This is a genomic window from Lactobacillus sp. (assembly GCF_051893255.1).
GTDB lineage: Bacteria > Bacillota > Bacilli > Lactobacillales > Lactobacillaceae > Lactobacillus.
Window position 1 is genome coordinate 1 of the sequence record NZ_JBJFHB010000076.1, and the last position, 20428, is coordinate 20428.

A 20428-nucleotide genomic window follows, 5' to 3' on the forward strand; every position below is an offset into this window, starting at 1 on the left:
TGCGATTGTGGCAAGCGGTCTGGCTTTTCGCCGGAAAAAGTTTAATTAGTTAATCGAAGTAAGAGAGAAAAGAAGGAAGAGGTAAAAACGAATGTCTAAATTCGGACGTAAACTAAGCCACTTATTCAGTGCCTTAGTATTATTGCTCAGTGTATTTGTGGCTCTGCCTGGCTTAGCCAAGGCGGATACTGCTCCTAAAACTATTAAGTTAACTATCAATGATAGCTCTAGCTCAAAGGACTTTAAGTACAACGGCTACCGTATCATGACAGCCGAAGTTAACGACCAAGACAAGGATGCCGTTAAGTATACTTTGAATGACAAGTATGAAAAAGCAGTTTTGGACGCTGCTAAATCAGTAGATAAAGACGTTACTGACTTTACGTCATTTAAGGCTTTTTTGAAGAAAAATGAAGGCTCAACCAACACTGGTGAAACCAGCAATATGAGAAAGTTTGCTGACCAGCTGTACAAGAACATCCAATCAGCAAAGCTTGACAAAGATAAGACTTTTAACAGCGGTGAAAACACTGTCGATGTTGACAAGGAAGCTGGTTACTACCTGTTAGTTGACGCAACTGCCGACAATGCTGACAACCCACACAACTACTCAGCTACTTTGCTTACTGGCTTGGTAAATGAGGATAAAACTTTAAACGTTAAGCCAATCACCCCAATCGTTCACAAGAAGGTTTTGGAAGGTCCAAATGCAAAGACTGGTAACACTAGAAGCTACGTTGATGCAACTGACTACAATATTGGCGACGAAGTTCCATTTATGATTACTGGGACTATCCCAAGCCTAATCAAGTCATACGACAGCTACACTTACACCTTTACTGATACTTTGCCAGAAGGTTTAACTTTAAAGGAAGACTCAATTCAAGTTCACCATGAAAAAGTAGCTAATGACAAATATGCTACTGGTAAGCCTGCAAAGGATTCAGATATTCTTCCAACAAAGGATTGGGCATTCAGTAAGAAGTCTGACGGTAGTTTTGAAGTAAAAATTAATGACTTAAAGTCTTTAGTTGAAAGTGGCACGATTTCAACTGATGACACGATCGTTGTAACTTACACGGCTAAGTTGAATGATAAAGCGATTATTGGTGGTCAAGGCAATACCAACAAAGTTTATTTGACTTACTCAAATAACCCAAACGGCACCGGTACTGGTACCACCACTGATAGACACGCTAAGGTTTACACTTACGAATTAGACGTTAACAAGGTAACTGACGGCAAGGCTTTGGCTGGCGCTGGCTTTACCTTGTACAAGGGAAATGGTGACAAGGACGAAGACAAGATCGCAGAAATCACACCAGACAAAGCTGAAGAAGTAAATGGCGTTAAGAACAAGTTTGTCTTCAAGGGCTTGCAACAAGGTAAATATACGCTTAAGGAAACAACTGTTCCAAAGGGTTACCACAAGGCTGCAGATGTAACATTTACCATCAATGCAGAATATGGTGGCCAAAACACTGCCGGTGCTACTCTGAAGACTTTGAGTGTTGAAAAGAATTCGAGCGATGACAACAATACCACCTTTACTGCTCCTGAACAAGACAGCAATAAGGAATACAGCGGTATCGTTTCAACTAATGTAAACAACATTTCCGACACTGGCTTCGTTTTGCCAAGCACTGGTGGCATGGGCCGCTACATCTTCTTAGCAGTTGGTGCCCTGGTGGTTGTTGCCGCAGTTGCCTTCCCAAGCCTCAAGAAGAAGAAGCTGCAATAATTAGGAATTTAAGTGAAAAAGAATAAGTCATTAATCATTCGTTTGATCATCATCCTGGCTGGTTTCACTATCCTTTTTTACCCCATGATTGCCGACTATCTCAATAACAAAATGCACGGGACGGTCGTTAACAACTATGCGGGGATCGTGAAAAAGACCAGCCAGCAAGACCTGACGAAGCTTTTGACACAAGCCCATCAGTATAATCAAGAACTGGCTAATAACCCCGCTGCTTTTTACCACCCAAGCCTGATCCCTGGATATAATAAGCAGCTCCGCCTTCCAAGTACCGACGTGATGGCCTACATCGACATCCCCAAGATCAAGGTCCACCTGCCAATTTACCATGGCACCTCCGAAAGCATCCTGGGTGACGGAATCGGCCACCTGAAGGGCACTAGCCTGCCGGTTGGGGGCAAGTCGACCCACTCGGTCTTAGTCGGCCACCGAGGCCTACCGAGTGCCACCTTGTTTACCGACCTAGACGAGATCAAGAAGGGCGACTATTTTATGGTCACGGTCTTAAATAAGAAGCTGACTTATAAGGTAGATGCAATACATATCGTCAAGCCCCGCAACACGAAATACTTGCACATCGTGAAAGGTAAAGACTATTGTACGCTTTTGACTTGCACCCCATATGGCATTAACACTGAAAGAATGCTGGTTCGGGGCCACCGAGTAAAGAACTTGCCTGAAAGTAAAAAAGGCAGTTCAGGATTTTACTTACCGCTGAAAAAAGTTATATACTATAGTGTAGTAACTATACTTGTCCTAATTGTGCTTTTCTGGCTGTTTAGAATTGTTAAGCACTCCAGAAAGGCTTAGCCTCTTAAGTAGAGAGAGGGTGATTCCTTGAGAGAAAGTAAATCTCATTCACTTTGCAGCTTTTTCCTGGCCTTAGCCATGTTTCTTTGCTTGCTTTTGCCTGTTTTTCAAAAAGCAGACACGGTTGACGCCGCCGATGCCGGCAACATCACTATTCAGATGCACGACCTGCAGACCGGCGTTGCCATCAAGGGCGGCAGCCTGGTGGTTTACCAGGTCGCTAAGAAAGATAGCGCTGGCAAGTTCCAATATACCAGTCAGTTCAGCTCTATGACCAAGTCCATCTCCTCTTTGAGTCAGGACCAGGTCATGACTGCCGACTTTGCCAATACTTTGGCCTCATACGTGACGGCCAACCAAGGCAAGCTGTCTGGGGTCAGCGCGCAAATCTCTGATTCTGGTGAAGCCAGCGTCAATGTGGAAGGGGATGCCGTTTACCTGGTCACCCAGGACACGGCAGCCTCGGGCTACGAGAAGATGAATCCCTTCTGCGTCGTTTTGCCATACACCGTTGATGGCAAGTCCATGAGCAACATCATTGCCCAGCCTAAGACGAAGAAGAAGACTACTTCTTTGCCAAAGTACCCAACGACGCCAACTAACCCAAGCAGCAACAAGACGCCGTCGACGCCAAGCACCAGTAAAAAAGTGAAGTCCAATCCCCGACACCCTGCTGTTCCAACTATTAAGGAAAACAAGAAGACACCGTCTGCCACTAACCGCGTGGTCAAGAGCCTGCCGCAAAGTCCGCGCCTGCCGCAGACTGGGCAGCTCAACTGGCCAATCCCGCTATTGGCACTGCTTGGCTTAACCTTCTTTACTTGGGGCTGGGCTGCCCAGGAGAGCAACGAGCGATGAGAAAAAAAGGCAGAATCAGGATGCTGCTAGGGGTCATTTTGATCGTGATGGCTGGACTGTTACTCGGCCACAACCTGATTGAAGACCACCTAGCAGGCTCATCTGCCAAAAAGGTCGTCACTTCCCTGAAAGCGTCGACCGGGACCAAGGTTGCCAAGCCTAGCTTAAAGAAAACGGCCAAGGTAAATGGCACTGCCTATAGCGGCTACCTGTCTTTTCCCAGCCTCGGCTTGTCTTTGCCGGTAGCTGCCAAGTGGCGCTTTAGCCAGCTGGAAGTGTCGCCGGCGACTTACTACGGCAAGCCCGAGACCCGGGACTGGGTGGTGGCTGGCCACAACTTCACCACTCAGTTTGGCAAATTGACCAACTTGAATGTCGGCGACACCGTCAACTTTGTGGGTACCAGCGGCTACACCTTCGTTTACCGGGTCGACAAGATGGAAATCATCAAGCCGACCGCGATCAAGAAGATGGTGGAAAATAAGTACGACCTCAGCCTCTTTACCTGCAACTACGACGGGACCGCCCGTTATACGGTTCGCTGCAGCCTGGTCACGGCTAAGAGATAATGACTTAAGAGAACGAAAGCTTTTGCTTTCGTTCTTTTTTTAACAAAACTTAAATGCGGTCTACTATCTTTTTCATGCTTTTTGCTAGATAATAGTAAATAAGAAATATCGAAAATTGTCATCTTTTTGCTGGGCAATTTTTGAAAAAAGTAAAAGACAAAAAAGAAGAGAGAAGAATAGATATGAGTAAGGCCCATAATCTGCTAGGGATGGGACTGATTGGCATTATTGCCTGCTTGATGCTGATCCCAGTTTTTGAGCCGCAGCCAGAAGCAGGCGGGACCGGCCACGTCAGCCGGCCAGCCAAGAAAATCGAGAAAAAAGCTCCAAAGAAGACGCCGCTGCCGTTTCCGGATCCTGCCGACATGCGGGCCATGACCGGCAAGTACTACTTAAAGTCCAGCGAACTGCGGGCTTATCCTGACTTAAGCAAATATAAAAAGGTCTGGATCCGGGTATCGGTTTTGGGCTCTCGGGCCTATGTAATGAGCGGCAACAAGCCGGTTTACACCATGTATGCTTCAGCCGGCGCCATCAAAAAGGGCAAATCCAACACCCCGGTTGGCACTTACAAGATCCAAGAAGAGGGCGGGGAAGTTTTTTATAATAATAACGGCGTGGGGGCACGGTACTACATTTCCTACCACGACCACGGCGTTTATCTTTTCCACTCGGTGCCCATCAACAACTTTAAGTCCGGCGTCAAGGTCGGGAGCTACCACTACGGCTATCAGGGCGGCACCCACCTGACCACTTTAGGCAAGAAGCCAGACAGCCATGGCTGCGTTCGGCTCAGCGTCAGCGACGCCAAGTGGTTGTATGAGCAGCGGCTGAGTGGCGGTCTGCCCGTTGGCAGCCGGGTCGAAATCAAGATGAAATAACTTGTTCATTAATAAACGAGCAGTCAGCTGGTCGCCTGAGACGGCCGGCTTTTTTCATGGAGCTTTTTCCAAAAAAATCCGCAATTTTTACGCAGAGTTAACGGAAATAAACAATTATCGTATGAAGCGCTTACAGTCAAGATTTTATTTGCTCAATTATTCATTATTGGGTACAATATAGATGTAAGTAGCTTAGGAGGTATTTTTATGGCTTACTTTGACAATGGTAATGAAATTTTTAAGGCTGCTCGTAAGAACCACTACGCTGTTGGTGCTTTCAACACTAACAACTTGGAATGGACTCGTGCAATTTTGCGTGGTGCCGAAGAAACTAGAACTCCACTTTTGATTCAAGTTTCAACTGGTGCTGCTAAGTACATGGGTGGCTACAAGCTGGTTAAGGACTTGGTTGCTGACTCAATGGACGCAATGAACATTTCCGTACCAGTTGTACTTAACCTTGACCACGGTGACTACGACTCAGCTGTTGAATGTATCAAGCTTGGCTACTCAAGCGTTATGTTCGACGGTCACAAGCTGTCAACTGAAGAAAACTTGGCTAAGACTAAGGAAATCATCAAGCTTGCTCACGAACGCGGCATTTCTGTTGAAGCTGAAATCGGCAAGATCGGTGAAAACCAAGGTGCTGAAGGCGGCGAATTGGCTTCAGTTGAAGACGCTAAGGCTTTCGCAGCTGCTGGCGTTGACAAGCTTGCCTGCGGTATCGGTAACATCCACGGTGTTTACCCAGAAGGCTGGACTGGCTTGAACTTCGACCGTTTGAAGGAAATCTCAGACGCTATCGACACTCCACTGGTATTGCACGGTGGTTCAGGTATTCCTGAAGACCAAGTTAAGAAGGCTATCTCACTTGGTATCGCTAAGGTTAACATCAACACTGAATTCCAACAAGCCTTCCAAGGTGCAACTCGCAAGTACTTCGAAGAAAAGCACGACCTTGATGTTGCCCACAAGGGTTACGACCCACGTAAGCTTTTGTTGCCAGGTACTGAAGCAATCACTGACGCTATGAAGGAAATGATTAGCTGGCTTGGTACTCCATCAATCGATGACAAGTCAACTGACGTATCATTCGACAGAAGCTCACTTTCAGAAGAATAATCTTCTGTTAGCTGCAAAAAAGATTTCTAGCTTTGCTAGAAATCTTTTTTCTTTTGCCTTGGATTTTGTTGGGTGGCTGGGGGTAGGGCGATGGTCATAATCCCTTTTTGGCGCAACTAATGAGAAATTTATCCCAAAATGTAGCAACTAAAAAATAATTTGTCCCAAAAAGTAGCAACTAAAGTCAATTTTGCTTTGTGAACCTGGCTCCTAAGTTATTATGTAAAGTAGTTGAGCAGAGATCAGCCTATTTTTAGGAGTTTTTTTCAAAAAATTCTCCTAACTAGGTCGAAGAAGTTAGTTTTTCGATCCACTTGCGCCAAAATGGGAAATTTGAAAGTTGGGTTGCGCCAAAATGGGATGTTGAAAATTTTAGTTGCGCCAAAATAGGATTTTTGACCTTCAATTTCCCCAAAAGATTTCAGAACTAGCCCAAATTTCCCTAAAAGATTTCAGAAGTGGGCAAATATCCTCTGATTTTAGTCAAAATCAGTTTCTAATCCAATTTTGTCAGTCAGTTTTTGGCGATTTTTTTCAAAAAGGAGCGCTACTTGAGTCCAAATTGGGCAATTTTTAGCAAAAATCCAGCTAATCTGAAAAAATTTTAGGGCAAAATTCTCTTAACCTGAAATAAAATAGGGAATTAACCCCGTTCTGGCAAGACCACGGTTACCCGGTCAAAGGAAAAAGGCTTGGTGAAAGACAGCCGCCAGGCCGTTAGCTGCAAATCGCCTTCGCCGCTAGCCAAGGGATTATAGAGCGGGTCGCCAACAATCGGCCAGCCGGACGCTGCCAGGTGCACCCGAATCTGGTGGGTCCGGCCCGTCTCAAGCGACAGGGCGACCCGCGCCCGGCGGCCCGTAACGTCCAGCACCTGGTAGTGGGTAACGGCGCGCAGGCCGTCTTCCCGCACCATCCGCTTTCTCTGGTCATCCGGATCCTGCCCAATCGGCAGCGAGATCGTGCCCGCCGCGCCGGCGTTAAGCGGCGACAGCAAGTCCACCTCCGCCACGTAGTCCCGCTTCAAAGTCTTTGAAGTCAGCTGTCTGTTCAAGATCGGCACCACGGCTGGATTTTTGGCCACGAGCAAAAGCCCGCCCGTCAGCATGTCCAGGCGGTGAACGATGTAGGGGCTATCGCCCAGGTAGGTGGCGCAGTCGTTCAGCGCCGTCCCGTTTTCCCCCTGGTTGGGGTGAGTCTTTTGCCCCTTGGGCTTGTTGATGACTAAAACGTTGTCGTCTTCATAGACGATGTCCGGCATGCGGCCGCTCGCCGGGTAGTCCCCTTGAAGAGACTCCACCTGGTCTAGGTCTAGCGTCACCCTGTCGCCTGGCTTAACCAGCTCGCTAAAGTTCAAATACTGGCCGTTCACCAGGACCTTTTTTTCAATGCGTAAAAAATGTCGCCACTTACGGGGAACCAGGAGCTCCCGCAGCAAATCGCCGACCGACGCCGCCTCCCGGTCCGGGTAAATCAAGGAAAAATGGTAGTTCATCTGCGCCTCTTTTCTAAAAATTTCTTTGCCTTATCACAGTTAAGAATTGGATAACTTGCTAGTCCTCTATTGCATTTGTGTTAAAATCAAAGTGTTTAAACTTTGACTCATGGAGAAGGAGCAATTTAAATGGAAAACCGGCGCAATCGCCAATCTCAAAAAAAGTTGAATAATAACCGCCGCGGCTTAGGCGGCTGGATCAAGTACTTCCTGCACCGCTTCCAGATCATTCGCTGGATCATCTTGCTGGGCTTGACCTTTTTCTTAGCCATCTCTACTTATTATACATTTGTCGTCAAGACGGCCAACCTGTCTAACCTGGAGGCCTCCTTGTCGCAAAAAACGATCATCTACGACCAAAATAGCAAAAAGGCGGGGTCTGTCTCGTCTGGCAAGGGGACTTACGTCTCTTTAAGCAAGATTTCCCCGAACGTGCAAAAGGCCGTCGTTGCTACCGAAGACCGGACCTTCTGGACCAACATGGGGGTCAGTCCCAAGGGGATCGCCCGGGCAGCCTTTAGCTACCTGATCCACTTTGGCCATATCTCTGGCGGCGGTTCGACCATCACCCAGCAGCTGGTCAAGAACTCGATCCTGTCCCAAAAGCAGACCCTGTCCCGGAAAGTCGCCGAATTTTTCTACGCCATCCAGGTCACCAAGGTCTATTCTAAAAAGAAGATCATGGCCATGTATCTCAACAATGCCTACTTTGGCAACGGGATTTACGGGGTGCAGGATGCCAGCGAGAAGTATTTTGGCAAAAAAGCCAGTGACTTGACCGTGGCTGAAGGGGCCACCTTAGCCGGGATGCTCAGAAGTCCTGCTTTTTATAACCCCCTGTACTCGGTGAAAAATGCGACCTCAAGACGGAACGTGGTCTTGCAGCTGATGGTGGAAAACAAGGCCATCAGCCAGTCAACGGCCGATGCTGCCAAAAAGCAGGGGATGAATTTAGTCGACAACTATAAGGCAAACTCCGGCTACAAGTACCCATACTACTTTGACGCCGTGATTTCTGAAGCCATCTCAAAATATGGCTTAACGGAAACCGAGATCATGAGCAAGGGGCTGAAGATCTACACCACCTTGGACCAAAATTACCAACAGTCCATGGAGTCCAGCTTCAAGAACAAGTACAACTTCCCGTCCAACCCGTCCGGCAGCGCCCGGGCCCAAGGGGCCAGCGTGGCGATGGATCCTAAGACCGGGGCAATTAGGGCCTTAGTCGGCGGGCGCGGCAAGCACGTCTTCCGCGGCTACAACCGAGCAACCCAGATGCGGCGCCAGCCCGGCAGTTCCATCAAGCCTTTGGCCGTTTACGCCCCAGCTCTAGAGAATGGCTACCACTACGATTCCAGCCTCTCTAACAAGAAGCAGGCTTTTGGCAAAAATAACTATACGCCAGTTAACGTGGATGGTCAGTATTCAAGCACCATCCTGATGTACACGGCCGTGGCCCAGAGTAAAAATGTCCCAGCCGTTTGGCTCTTGAACAAGATCGGGGTGTCGACTGGCGTCAGCTATTTAAAGAAATTCGGCATTACCGTCTCTAAGTCGGACCAAAACTTGGCTTTAGCCCTAGGCGGCCTTTCTACCGGGGTCAGCCCCGTCCAGATGGCCCGGGCCTATTCAGCCTTTGCCAACTCCGGCAACCTGCCGAATAGTTCTTACCTGATCACCAAGATCACTGACGCTTCTGGCAACGTGATTGCGGAAAATAACGATACAGGCACCAGCCGGGTGATCTCCTCGTCGACGGCCAAGGAAATGACCAGAATGCTGCTGTCCGTCTTTACGACGGGGACGGCGGTGAACGCCAAGCCAGCAGGCTATTCCGTAGCCGGCAAGACCGGGTCAACGGAAGTTTCCTTTGCTTACGGGACCAAGGACCAGTGGATCGTTGGCTATACGCCTGACGTTGTCGTAGCCACCTGGGTCGGCTTTGACAATACCAACAAGACCTACTACATGCAAGGGATTTCCGAAACCGGGATTACTGCCCTCTATAAGGCCGAAATGACGGCTATCCTGCCATACAGTAAGCAGACCCAGTTCACGGTCTCAGCGGCGGAAACCAGCGCTAATGACGATGATAATTCCTCTTCATCATCATCCGGTTCTGGCTTTGGCCAAAAGATCAAAGAAGCCATCGATGGTGGCATCAAGAATGCTGAGTCTGGCTTCAAGTCATGGTACAATAAGATTACTGGAAATTAAGCTGATTTTTACCTAGTTTTTTAATTAGAGAGGAAAAATAGAAAAAATGATCAACATCTACGACACTGCCAACCAAATGGCTGAAGACCTCCGCCAAACCCAGCAATTTACGGCTTTGAAGGAAGCCATGGACAAGGTGAAGGCAAGTCCTGAAAGCCTGGTCCTTTTTAAGGAATTGGACGCTGCCCAAATGGAAGTCATGGAAGCCCAAAGCGCCGGCAAGGAACTGAGTCAAGAACAAAAGGACCACTTTGCCAGCCTCAATTCCCGGGTATCCCAAGACACCACCTTGCAAGGGATGCTCTTAGCAGAACAAGGCGTTTATGCTTTGATGAACGACCTGCAAAAGTCCATTAGCCAACCGCTGGCAGATGCTTACGAAGATTTGAGAAAAGCCTAATGAAATTCATCCATTTAGCTGATGCGCACTTAGATAGTCCATTTCGTGGGCTATCTTTTTTGCCAAAAAGCGAATATCAAGAAATTAAAGATGCGGCTAACGAGTCCTTTGCCCGGATCATTGACTTAGCCGTAAAAGAAGCCGTCGACCTGGTCTTGATTGCTGGGGACACTTTTGACTCTAACAAGCCGAGTCCTGCTAGCCAGGTCTTTTTTAAAAAAGAGATCGACCGCTTAACTGAAGCCGGCATCCAGGTCGTGATGATCTTCGGCAACCACGACTACATGCGAAAAAGCGACCTCTTGGTCAAAGAGGGGTCATACTTTACGCTCCTAGGCGACGGCGAGCAGATCGAGCGCAAAGACTTTACTACTAAGTCCGGCTTTGCCTACAATGTGACTGGCTTTTCCTACGCTCACAACCACATTGAAGAAGACCTGCTCTCGCGCTTTCCAGAAAAGGCGCCAAGCTTCACCATCGGCCTGATGCACGCCGGGCAGGCTGCCGGGCGGAATAACGTCTATGCACCTTTCACCCTGGAAAAAATGCGCGAGCTTGGCTATGACTACTTTGCTCTAGGCCATATTCACGCCCGCCAGACCCTGCTGGACAAGCCGCTGGTCGTTTACCCCGGCAACATCCAGGGCCGGGATATCGGCGAATTAGGGGCCAAGGGCTGCTATTTGGTTGAGGTGGACGAAGAAACGCGGCAGAGCCAGCTGACTTTTTGCCCAAGCAGCCAGATTGTCTGGGAGCAGGCCAATCTGGTTCTGGATGCTCCCTTGTCAGCCAGCGACCTGGCCGACAAGATTGCGGCGACCCTGCGGGCTCATGAGAGTGCGGGCGTCAAGACTTTTGTCAGTTTAAAGCTAACGGGTTCAGAATACCTGACGCCGGACCAGCTGACCTTTTGGCAGGACCCAGCTGCCTGGGAAGAAGCGTCAAGCCGGGCTAATTCTGCCCGCCTCGTTGACTTCCGGGTCAAGGTGAGAGGGCTCGTCCAATTGTCCAGCACCGACCAGGTGGCCTTAGACCGGGCCAAGGTGGAGATTTTGTCTGAAGAAAAGATCAAGCAGCTGGCGGCTTCTTGGATTAAAAAGGATCCCGAAGCCCGGCGGCTGGCAGAAGATCCCGAATTTTTGGCCCAGGTCAAGGAACTGGTTTCCGTCAAATTGGCTGACCGCTTGCAAGAGCTTGGGGGGAGCGAAGAATGAAGTTAAAGCAAATCCAGATTTACAATTTTGGTCAATTCAGCGATGAAGTCTTTGACCTCCCGGATGGCAACCTGGCCGCCTTTTTTGGCGAAAATGAAGCCGGGAAGAGCACCACGGTCGCCTTTATCAAGCAGATCCTCTTTGGCTTCAATTTGAAAAATACCGCGTCCAGCTTTTTTGAAGACTATGAGCCCCTGTCAAAGGCCTACCCCATGGGGGGCAAGCTGGTCTTTGCAGGCGACGGCGACTGGGAGATCGAGCGGACCTATTCTAAAGGCGACAAGAGCAAGGTCGGCGCCGTCAAGGTCTGGCACCGGGGCCAGGAAGTGCCGGAGATCCTTTTTTACGACCAGATTCAAAATATCGATGGGAACTTCTACGCCGACAGCTTTATTTTTAACGAAGATCTGATGCGTAAGCTCGCCTCCTTGTCTGAAGAAGAAATTCTGGAGAACATCTACTACCTAGGGGCGGCCGAATCGAGCAAGCTCCTGTCTATCCGGAGCGACTTTGCTAAAGAAGCCAAGGACCTTTTTAAGGCCAGCGGGAAAAAGGCCCCGGTCAACCAGGACCTGATCTTGCTCAACGAGCAAAAAGAGCAGGTTGCCGCTAACGAGTCGGCCTTTGACGACTACCAAAAGCTGGAAAGCGCCCGTTTAGCCAAACAAAAGCAGCTGGCGGACCTGATGGCCATTCGCAAGGGTCAAGAAGCCCAGCTCAAGCAGTGCGAAAAGCTGCTGGAGCAGGCGCAAAATTATGAGAACTACCTGCGCTTAAAAAAGGCGCAAAAAGACGTGGCCTTTGACCCCGATCTTTACCAAAAGGCGGTGGACTTAAACGCCCAAATCAAGGCCCTGAAGACGGCTGCGGCCAAGGAAGTGGCCGAGCCAGTCGACCTGACTGACCTGTCAGGGGCCAAAGCCCAGTTGGCCAATTTTAAAGGACGGCTAGAGGACTTGACCCGGACCCTGCAGACCAGCCAGCTCCAATACGAGCAGCTGGAAGACAAGCAGCGGAATATTTTGGAATTTTCGCCTGACCTAGCCGATGTTAAGGACATGCCCGTGGCCGACTTTCAGCAGCTGCAGGCCGACTGGGAAAAGGTGAACGCCGAAAGCCAGGCCGAAGCAGTAGATGAGGCACCGCTGGCCAAAGGGTTGCCGCTTGCAGGCGGGATCTTGCTGGCTGCTGGGCTGGTGGTCCTTTTTGCTAATCGGACTTTGGGGATCCTTTTGCTGCTGGTTGGTGCCGGCCTTTTGGCCTATGCCTTTTACCAAAAGGGGCAGGCGGGGCAAGAAAAGGCAGCTGCTAACGATTTGAAGCAGGCTTTTGCCAAGAAGTACGGCTTTAGTAGCAGCGTCAAGGTGGACAGCCTGGCCAATCCGTACCGGGACTACTCTTTAAACCGGAAGAGCATGGTCAGTTTGGACCAGCAGATCCAGGAAAGAGAAGCCGAGCTGGCTGACCTGGGTCAGGAAGTGGCCCTTTTTGCCAAAAAGAACCCCGAAAATGAACCAGCCTTGATCAACAAGCAGCTAGTCGGCGCGGAAAAGCAGCTGGAGGATTTGGCTGACCAGCAGCGGGTTTACCGGCAAAAGCAGGAGGCGCTTTCTGGCTACCAAAAGCAGATTGCTGATCTGGAAAAGCAGCTGTTGACCATCTTTAACCAGGCTAAAGTTGCAGACTTAGCGTCTTACCAGGCACTGGCTGCTGCTAAGCGCGAGCAGGACACGGCTAAGGCGCAGATCGAGGCCCTGGCCAACAGCCTGGGCGACCAGCTGCCACTTTTTGAAAAAGCCGGCTTTGACTTAGCAGCCTTGAAGGGCAAGATGGCGGGCCTCAGCCAGCAGCTGGCCGATAGCGACCGCGACCTGGCAGCTCTCCAGCAAGAGTCGGCCAACATTAAGGCTGAAGAGCGCCAGTACGCTGACTCCAGCCAGGTATACGAGGGCAAGCAGCAGCTGGCCCAGCTGGAAGAGAAGTTTGCCCGCGACAGCCAGAACTACCTGGCAACGCTTTTGGCCGGGGAAGTCATCGGCCGGACGCTGGATTTGGCGTCAAACGACCGCTTCCCCAAGATGCTGGTCTTGGCTAAAAAGTACTTCGCCTTGCTGACGGGCGGCCGCTACCAGGACATCCTGTTGCCAGAAAAAGTGTCCAAACGGACGCCGATGAAGGTGGTCAGAAGCGACAAGAAGAAGCTGGCGGTCCAGTACCTGTCACGGGGGACCCAGGAGCAGCTCTACTTTGCCTTGAAGCTGGCTTTTGTCATGCAGATCAAGGACAAGATTGACCTCCCAATCCTAATCGACGACTCCTTCGTCAACTTCGATGGGCCAAGAACGACCAATATCGTGAATCTGTTAAATGAGCTGAGCAAGAACAAACAGATTCTGGTCTTTACCGCTCGCGAAGACTTGGCCAAGCAGGTTTCGGAAGTCCCGTACCGCTACGTGAAGGAGGAGGCCCATGCTTAAACATTTACTAGACTACAATGAGGGCGAAGAATTCGACTTGACCCTTTTGGTGAAAAATTCCCAGCTGCGGCAGGACAAAAAGGGCAAGCACTACTTGCTCTTGCAGCTGGCCGACAAGTCCGGGGCGGTCCGGGCCAACTACTGGCAGGCAGAGCCAGAAGACGCCAAGCGCTTTGAGACGGGAACGATCGTCGAAGTGGCGGGTCTGCTCGAGGACTACCAGGGCCGCGACCAGATCAAGATTTTTTCCATTCATCCGGTTAGCGCTAGCGAGGACGTGGACGTGAGCCAACTCGTCGCCGGCGCTCCGGAAGGGGAAAAGCAGATGCGGCGCGAGATTGGGCAGTTTGTCGCGGAGATTAAGGAAGATAACTGGCACAAGCTGGTCAAGTACCTGCTGAAAAAGTGGGATGCGCGCTTTTTCAGCTATCCGGCGGGCAAGTCCAACCACCACGCCTATGAAGGCGGGCTGGCCTACCACACCTTGACCATGTTAAAAGACGCGCGGGGGCTGGCTGACAACTACCCGGCGGTCAACCGGTCGCTTTTGTACGCGGGATGCATCCTGCATGACATGGGCAAGGTGCTGGAGTTGTCGGGACCGGTCCAGACCAAGTACACGGCTGAAGGCAACTTGGTCGGTCACCTGGTCTTGATCGACGAGCAGCTGGTTTTGGCGGCTCAGGCGCTGGGGATCGACCAGGAGAGTGAGGACCTGCTCTTGCTTCGGCATATGGTCTTGTCCCACCACGGCAAGTACGAGTACGGTTCGCCGAAGTTGCCGGCTGTGCTTGAAGCGGAGCTGTTGCACCGGATCGATGACCTGGACGCGGCAGTCAACGCGATTACGCGGGAGCTGGGCGCCACCAAGCCGGGCGACTTCACCTTGCCGCTGTCTTCGCAAGACGGCCAGCGCTATTACCGGCCGAAAAAAGAATATCAGTAAAAAAACCGACCGTGAGGTCGGTTTTTTGTGTGGGGTGGGGTGTTGTGGAGGGGGCGTGGGATGGGCGTGGGTTGTGTGTGGCGCGCAGTGTGGGTCGGGTGTAGGTTGGGGGCCCCCCGAAGTATGTCAACCGGTTGGGATTTTGGCGGAAATTGCCCCCGAAGTATGTCAACCGGTTTGATTTTTGGCGAAAAATGCCCCCAAAGTATGTCAACCGGTCTGATTTTTGGCAGAAATTGCCCCCAAAGTATATCAACCGGTCCGATTTTTGGCGGAAAACGCCCCCGAAGTATATCAACCGGTTTGATTTTTGACAAACATTGCCCCCGAGATATATCAACCGGTTTGATTTTTGGCGAAATCGGCCCCTGAAGTATATCAACCAGTCCGATTTTTGACGAGATCTGCCCCCAAAGTATGTCAACCGGTTTGATTTTTGACAAACATTGCCCTCAAAGTATGTCAACCAGGCTTGGTTGAGTCAACTTGGGGGCAAAAAACTGAAAGATTTAGTCTGGTTGAGTCAACTTGGGGGCAAAAAACTGGAAGATTTAGTCTGGTTGAGTCAACTCGGGGGCGAAAAATGGGGAAATTTAGTCCGGTTGAGTTAACTCGGGGGCAAAAAATGGGGAAATTTAGTCCGGTTGAGTCAACTTGGGGGCGAAAAACGGGGAATTTCAGTCCGGTTGAGTCAACTTGGGGGCGAAAAAACGGGAAAACGGAGTTGGTTGAGTCAAGTTGGGGGAGGATGACCCAAAACGATGCCAACTAAAATGACTAGTAGCCCAAAATGATCTCAGGTTGCACAATAATTTACTCAACTGGTGCCCATTTTTAAAAAAAGCCTCACAAAAACATACTCAAGTAAGGGAAGTAGCAGCCCAAAACTTACTCAACTGCCGGTGGTTTTTGCCCAGTTGAGTAAGTTTATGAGCAGTATTTTGGTTACTTGAGTAAGATCGTGAGCAGCTTTTTGCCTACTTGAGTAAGATTGTGAGCAGCTTTTTGCCTACTTGAGTAAGATCGTGAGCAGCTTTTTGCCTACTTGAGTAAGATCGTGAGCAGCGTTCTGGTTACTTGAGTAAGATCATGAGCAGCTTTTTGTCTACTTGAGTAAGATTGTGAGCAGCATTTCCCGTACTTGAGTAAGATCATGAGCAGCTTTTTGCCCAGTTGAGTAAGATTATGAGCGGCGCATACCGTACTTGAGTAAGATCGTGTGCAACACCCCGCCCCTACCAAGCCCCAGCCACGTCCACACCGCCCAAAAAATAAACAAAAACAGCTTTCCGCCCAGATGGCGAAAAGCTGTTTTAATACCTAACTTATTAGTTTGAGCTTGAAGTAGTAGTTGCGCTAGATGATGAACTTGATGGGTTCAGGTAGCTAGCAAGCAGGTTCTTGCTCTTCAAGTCCTTGTCCTTGATGTTCACGTCAGCCTTCTTCAAGACCTTACCGATGATCTTAGTCATCACAGTTGAGTTTGAAGCCCACTTAGTGTAAAGCTGGTTGTCGATGAACTTCTTGTTGGCTTTGGTGTTGTAAGCACCCTTTTCAGTGGTCTTCAAGACCTTGATAACTTCGTAGCCAGATGAAGTCTTAACTGGAGTGGTGGTGTATTCACCTTCCTTAAGCTTCCAAACGGCGTTCTTGAAGGTGCTGCTCAAGCTGGTGTCAGTTGAGTCAAAGGCTGCAAGCTTACCAGCCTTCTTCTTAGTGGCAGTATCAGTTGAGTACTTCTTAGCCAAAGTTGCGAAGCTAGTGCCGCTCTTCAGCTTGCTGATCACAGTTTGAGCAGTTGACTTCTTAGCCACAACGATGTGTTGTACAGTCGTCTTCGTGTGGTAGCTTGCCCACCAGCTCTTTTCTTGCTTGGCAGTTGGCTTCTTCAAGTCCTTCAAGGCAGCGATTGAGTACAGGTTGGTTGCCAAGTTTTGCTTGAAGCTCTTAGTAGTCAAGCCGCTGTAGCTCAACACAGTTGAGAAGCTTGAACCGTATTGCTTCTTGTACTTGTTGTATTGGGCATCGATCTTCTTTGAAGATACCTTGTCGCCGTATTGTTGCTTCAAAGTGCGGTAGATGATCAAGCTGACCAAGGTTTGTTGACCAGATGAAGTGTCCTTCATGGCTTCGTAGTAGTCATCTTGGGTGATTTTGCCGCCCTTATAGTTAACAACAGTTGCTGAGCTGCTTGAGCAGGCTGCGGTTGACAGACCAATAGCAGCTGCACCAGCTAAAATAGCGATTTTCTTCAAACTTTTTTTCATAAAAAAATTCTCCACATCCTTCATACGTACTGGTATCTAATATAACATATTTTTGCGGAATTAGATTGCAATAGTTCGAAAGTTCATGAAAAATATCTATTTTCTTAGGAAATTCTTTAGATCACAAATGCGAAAAATTACCGCTTCCAGTTCCATGGATCTTGGTGCCATGCCAAAAGTTCTTCGTATTGTTCCTTAGTAACTGTCTTAGAAATTTCTTGTTCGATCAGTTCCCGGTAGTTCAAAAGCGGTGCAAACTTGGTATCAGCTTTCTTAAAGTTTTCGTCTGCATCTGGCAAAAGGTAGGTGAAGATGGAGCTGACGCCGTCAACGTGGGCGCCGGTGTCCTTGACTGCTTGCACGGCGCTCAAAACGCTGCCGCCAGTTGAGATCAGGTCATCGATCAAAACGATGTGGTCGTCCATGGACAGGCGGCCTTCAATTTGCCGGCCTTGGCCGTGGTCCTTTGGCTTGGAGCGGACGTAAACCATAGGAAGGTTCATCACTTGGGCTACCCAAGCAGCGTGAGGGATACCAGCGGTTGCAACCCCGCCGATCACCGTTACTTCTGGGAATTCCTTTTTAATCAAGGCAGCCAGGTTTTCGGCAATGGCTTGGCGGAGTGCTGGGAAAGAAATAGTTTGACGCAGGTCAGTGTAGATTGGGGAGTGCATCCCGCTGGCGTAGACAAAGTCCTTGTCAGGTGAAATAGTAACGATCTTCTTGTCAATCAATTCGCGGATAATTTCGTTGTTGTTCATTATTTAGTCCAGTCCTTTAAAATTTCTTCGTATGCAACTTGTGGGTTTTCAGCTTGGGTGATTGGCCGGCCAACGACGATGGCGGTTGAGCCGTTTTCCCGGGCTTGGCTTGGGGTCGCCACTCTGGCTTGGTCGTCTTTTTTGTATGAGGCTGGCCGGATGCCCGGAGTGACGAACATGAAGTCGTCGCTGAATTCGTTCTTCATGGCCTTGACTTCAAGTGGGGAGCAGATGATGCCATCTGCGCCTGCCGTTTGGGCCTGGTGGGCCAGACTCTTGACTTCGTCAGCCAGGCTCAGTGAGCAGTGCTGCTCGTCACGCAGAACGTCTTCTGAGATGGAAGTCAGTTCCGTTACGGCCAGCAGCTTTGGCACTTCCTTGCCTTCTGGCGTGCCTTCGATCAGGCCTTCTTTAGCCGCCTTGATCATTTCCTTACCGCCTAAGGCATGAACAGTCGTGCAGTAAACGCCCAGGGCTGCCAGCTGTCTGGCCGTCCGCTTGACGGTGTTGGGAATGTCATGCAATTTTAAGTCTAAAAAGATTTGGTAGCCCTTGGCGGACAGGTCGCGGACGATCTCTGGTCCGTATTGGTAGAACATTTCCATCCCCAGCTTGACGTGCAGCTTGCTTTGTGGCTGCAGCTGGTTGAGAAAAAGCCACATCTTTTCTTGATCATCAAAATCTAAGGCAATAAATAATGGTTTGCTCATGTCGGCTCCTTATTTTTTGTAAGCAAAAACCCGCCAGAGTCTAGAAAGAGACCAGGCGGGCAGAAAATGTGCTTAGTTATAACATTTGCGTTGCGTTTGCTTGTGGTCTCTCTGTACCATTTAAAGCTCAATCAACAAAAGATTATCACGATGCCCGCTAAAAATCAAGCTTGCCTTTTATTATTTTTTGTTGCATAATTTTGTCGAATTGAAATGTTAAAAAGTTAACAAGTAACGGAGGCAAAATGACTAACGATGTAAAGATGGCCGTCTCCTTGCCCGGCCTCAAGCTGAAGAATCCCGTAATGCCAGCAAGTGGCACCTTTGCCTTTGGCGATCTGCCAGAAAATTTCGATTGGGACCAAATGGGGGCGATCGTGATCAAGACCGCGACCCGGCACGCTAGAACCGGGAACCCCCAGCCGCAAATTGCCCTCTTAGAAGACGGCGTCATGAACGCGGTTGGCTTGACCAACCCGGGTTGCGAAGTGGTGGCCAGTGAAAAAATTCCTGCTTTACGGAAAAAGCACCCAGACTTGCCAATCATGGCCAGCGTAGGCGGGGAGAGCGTCCAGGACTACCTGGAAGTAGCGGAGATTTTGGCTAGTGCCAAGCCCGATGCTTTGGAGCTCAACCTGTCTTGCCCAAACGTGTCTGAAGGCGGGATGACTTTTGGCATCGTACCCGAAATGGTGGAAGAGATTACCAAGAAGGTCAAAGACCGCGTCGACATCCCGGTTTACGTCAAGCTGACGCCAAACGTGACCGACATTACCGAAATCGCTAAAGCCGCTGAAAGAGGCGGCGCCGACGGTTTAACCTTGATCAACACCCTTTTGGGTCTGCACCTAGACCTGAAGACCCGCCGTCCAGTTTTAGGCAATGACTTTGGCGGTTTGTCCGGCCAAGCCGTCAAGCCCGTAGCCGTCCGCATGGTGGCCCAGGTGAAAAAGGCGGTCAACTTGCCAATCATTGGGGTTGGCGGGATTAACTCGGCAGAAGACGCCGCAGAATTCATTTTAGCCGGCGCTAGCGCCGTTCAAATTGGCTCCATGGCCTTCCATGACAAATTAGCCATCAAGCACGTGGTAGACGCCTTGCCGGGCGTTTTGGCCGACATGGGCGTAAGTGACGTCAATGACTTAGTTGGCCAGTGGCAGTCTAACAAGGCCTAGTAGAAAACAGAAGATTTTTGCCAAGCAAAAAGGAGTTACGCATCGTAACTCCTTTTTCTTAATTTTCGCTTTGGTTGAGGTCGCCATTTAGGTCCTCGGTTAGTTGGTCAATCTTGGCTTGGAGGGCGTTGATTTCCCGGTCAGCCTCTTCTTTGAAGTGGTCGACATTGGTGTTGAGGTCGGCTAATAATTGGCTGGCTTCTGGCACCGAGCTGGCCAAGCGCTCGCCGGCTTCATGAGCCCGGCTTAGGCTGTCTTCCAGATCCTGCTGGGCTTCTTTAAAGCCATCGGCGTCTTCTTTCAGGTATTCCCGGGCCGTCTTGCCTTTTTCATCTGGCAAAAAGGCAAAAACCGCGCCGGCAATAGCCCCGGTCAAAAAGCCCAGGCTAAAATGCTTCAAACTCATCTGGTTCCTCCTTAAAATTGTTCCTTAATCTTGTCACAAACGGCTTGGTACTTAACTTCGTCGTATTGGTCAGCGTTGTTTCTGGTGAAGAACTTGATGCCGTCGCCTTCCCAGCGCGGGATGAAGTGGATGTGAGAGTGCATCACCACTTGGCCAGCAACTTCGCCGTTGTTAGAAGTGATGTTCATACCGGTAATCTTGTCGTTAGACTTTTTAATGGCACGGGCAATTTCTGGGATGTACTTCAAAAAGCGTTCAGCATCGGCTTCTTCGTAGTCAAAGAAGTTGACCAGGTGCTTTTTAGGCACCATCAAGACGTGGCCTTCGTTGACTTGGGAAATGTCTAAAAAGGCCTTAACGT

General features: G+C 49.7%; 19 protein-coding genes. 13 read left to right on the forward strand and 6 right to left on the reverse strand.

Annotation, left to right across the window (positions count from 1 at the left end):
• Positions 1-91 precede the first annotated feature (91 nt).
• The 6 genes from ACI4WN_RS07325 (at position 92) to ACI4WN_RS07350 (ending at position 5999) form a co-directional block, all read left to right on the forward strand.
• On the forward strand, positions 92-1741 hold the full coding sequence (locus ACI4WN_RS07325) for an isopeptide-forming domain-containing fimbrial protein (protein WP_439777622.1): 1650 nt from the start codon (positions 92-94) through the stop codon (positions 1739-1741).
• 12 nt (positions 1742-1753) lie between these two features.
• Positions 1754-2569, forward strand: coding sequence for a class C sortase (locus tag ACI4WN_RS07330; protein WP_439777623.1), 816 nt, complete (start codon positions 1754-1756; stop codon positions 2567-2569).
• A gap of 27 nt (positions 2570-2596) precedes the next feature.
• Complete coding sequence (locus ACI4WN_RS07335) at positions 2597-3427, forward strand: hypothetical protein (RefSeq protein WP_439777624.1); 831 nt, start codon at positions 2597-2599, stop codon at positions 3425-3427.
• Entirely contained in the window at positions 3424-3996 is a 573-nt protein-coding gene (locus ACI4WN_RS07340) for a sortase (protein ID WP_439777625.1), read from the forward strand. The genes ACI4WN_RS07335 and ACI4WN_RS07340 overlap by 4 nt, the downstream gene beginning before the upstream one ends.
• A gap of 182 nt (positions 3997-4178) precedes the next feature.
• Positions 4179-4877: a L,D-transpeptidase gene (locus ACI4WN_RS07345; protein ID WP_439777626.1), complete on the forward strand. Its 699-nt coding sequence runs from the start codon at positions 4179-4181 to the stop codon at positions 4875-4877.
• A 207-nt stretch (positions 4878-5084) separates the two neighbouring features.
• The gene (locus ACI4WN_RS07350) at positions 5085-5999 is read left to right on the forward strand and encodes a class II fructose-bisphosphate aldolase (RefSeq protein WP_439777627.1); all 915 of its coding nucleotides are present in this window, start codon (positions 5085-5087) and stop codon (positions 5997-5999) included.
• A gap of 643 nt (positions 6000-6642) precedes the next feature.
• On the opposite strand, the gene ACI4WN_RS07355 is transcribed toward ACI4WN_RS07350, so the two are convergent.
• Positions 6643-7494, reverse strand: a complete 852-nt coding sequence (locus ACI4WN_RS07355; RefSeq protein WP_439777628.1) for a pseudouridine synthase — start codon at positions 7492-7494, stop codon at positions 6643-6645.
• A 129-nt stretch (positions 7495-7623) separates the two neighbouring features.
• Between ACI4WN_RS07355 and ACI4WN_RS07360 the strand changes: the two genes are divergently transcribed.
• From ACI4WN_RS07360 to ACI4WN_RS07385, 6 genes are all read left to right on the forward strand, one after another.
• On the forward strand, positions 7624-9711 hold the full coding sequence (locus ACI4WN_RS07360; protein WP_439777629.1) for a transglycosylase domain-containing protein: 2088 nt from the start codon (positions 7624-7626) through the stop codon (positions 9709-9711).
• Positions 9712-9757: 46 nt separating this feature from the next.
• Positions 9758-10111 (forward strand): YlbF family regulator, encoded by a 354-nt coding sequence (locus ACI4WN_RS07365; RefSeq protein WP_439777630.1) that lies wholly within the window; start codon positions 9758-9760, stop codon positions 10109-10111.
• Positions 10111-11325 (forward strand): metallophosphoesterase family protein, encoded by a 1215-nt coding sequence (locus ACI4WN_RS07370; protein WP_439777631.1) that lies wholly within the window; start codon positions 10111-10113, stop codon positions 11323-11325. The genes ACI4WN_RS07365 and ACI4WN_RS07370 overlap by 1 nt, the downstream gene beginning before the upstream one ends.
• On the forward strand, positions 11322-13802 hold the full coding sequence (locus tag ACI4WN_RS07375) for an ATP-binding protein (RefSeq protein ID WP_439777632.1): 2481 nt from the start codon (positions 11322-11324) through the stop codon (positions 13800-13802). Before ACI4WN_RS07370 ends, ACI4WN_RS07375 begins: the two co-directional genes overlap by 4 nt.
• Positions 13795-14748 (forward strand): 3'-5' exoribonuclease YhaM family protein, encoded by a 954-nt coding sequence (locus ACI4WN_RS07380; RefSeq protein ID WP_439777633.1) that lies wholly within the window; start codon positions 13795-13797, stop codon positions 14746-14748. The genes ACI4WN_RS07375 and ACI4WN_RS07380 overlap by 8 nt, the downstream gene beginning before the upstream one ends.
• A gap of 123 nt (positions 14749-14871) precedes the next feature.
• Positions 14872-15120 (forward strand): hypothetical protein, encoded by a 249-nt coding sequence (locus ACI4WN_RS07385; RefSeq protein ID WP_439777634.1) that lies wholly within the window; start codon positions 14872-14874, stop codon positions 15118-15120.
• Between the two features lie 956 nt (positions 15121-16076).
• On the opposite strand, the gene ACI4WN_RS07390 is transcribed toward ACI4WN_RS07385, so the two are convergent.
• The 3 genes from ACI4WN_RS07390 to pyrF all read right to left on the reverse strand — a co-directional run bounded on the left by ACI4WN_RS07390 (position 16077) and on the right by pyrF (position 18486).
• Positions 16077-17015, reverse strand: coding sequence for a peptidylprolyl isomerase (locus ACI4WN_RS07390; RefSeq protein ID WP_439777635.1), 939 nt, complete (start codon positions 17013-17015; stop codon positions 16077-16079).
• 137 nt (positions 17016-17152) lie between these two features.
• Positions 17153-17776 carry an orotate phosphoribosyltransferase gene (gene pyrE, locus ACI4WN_RS07395; protein ID WP_439777636.1) on the reverse strand — a complete coding sequence of 208 codons (624 nt, stop codon included), beginning with the start codon at positions 17774-17776 and terminating at the stop codon, positions 17153-17155.
• Positions 17776-18486, reverse strand: a complete 711-nt coding sequence (pyrF, locus tag ACI4WN_RS07400) for an orotidine-5'-phosphate decarboxylase (RefSeq protein ID WP_008459546.1) — start codon at positions 18484-18486, stop codon at positions 17776-17778. The genes pyrE and pyrF overlap by 1 nt, the downstream gene beginning before the upstream one ends.
• A 245-nt stretch (positions 18487-18731) precedes the next feature.
• On the opposite strand from pyrF, the gene ACI4WN_RS07405 reads away from it, so the two are divergent.
• Complete coding sequence (locus ACI4WN_RS07405; RefSeq protein WP_439777637.1) at positions 18732-19661, forward strand: dihydroorotate dehydrogenase; 930 nt, start codon at positions 18732-18734, stop codon at positions 19659-19661.
• 58 nt (positions 19662-19719) lie between these two features.
• Here ACI4WN_RS07405 and ACI4WN_RS07410 read toward each other — a convergent pair whose 3' ends face one another.
• Both ACI4WN_RS07410 and ACI4WN_RS07415 read right to left on the reverse strand, forming a co-directional pair.
• Positions 19720-20067, reverse strand: coding sequence for a YtxH domain-containing protein (locus ACI4WN_RS07410; RefSeq protein ID WP_439777638.1), 348 nt, complete (start codon positions 20065-20067; stop codon positions 19720-19722).
• Between the two features lie 11 nt (positions 20068-20078).
• The coding region (locus ACI4WN_RS07415; RefSeq protein ID WP_439777639.1) for an HIT family protein at positions 20079-20428 on the reverse strand (350 nt) is incomplete at its 5' end.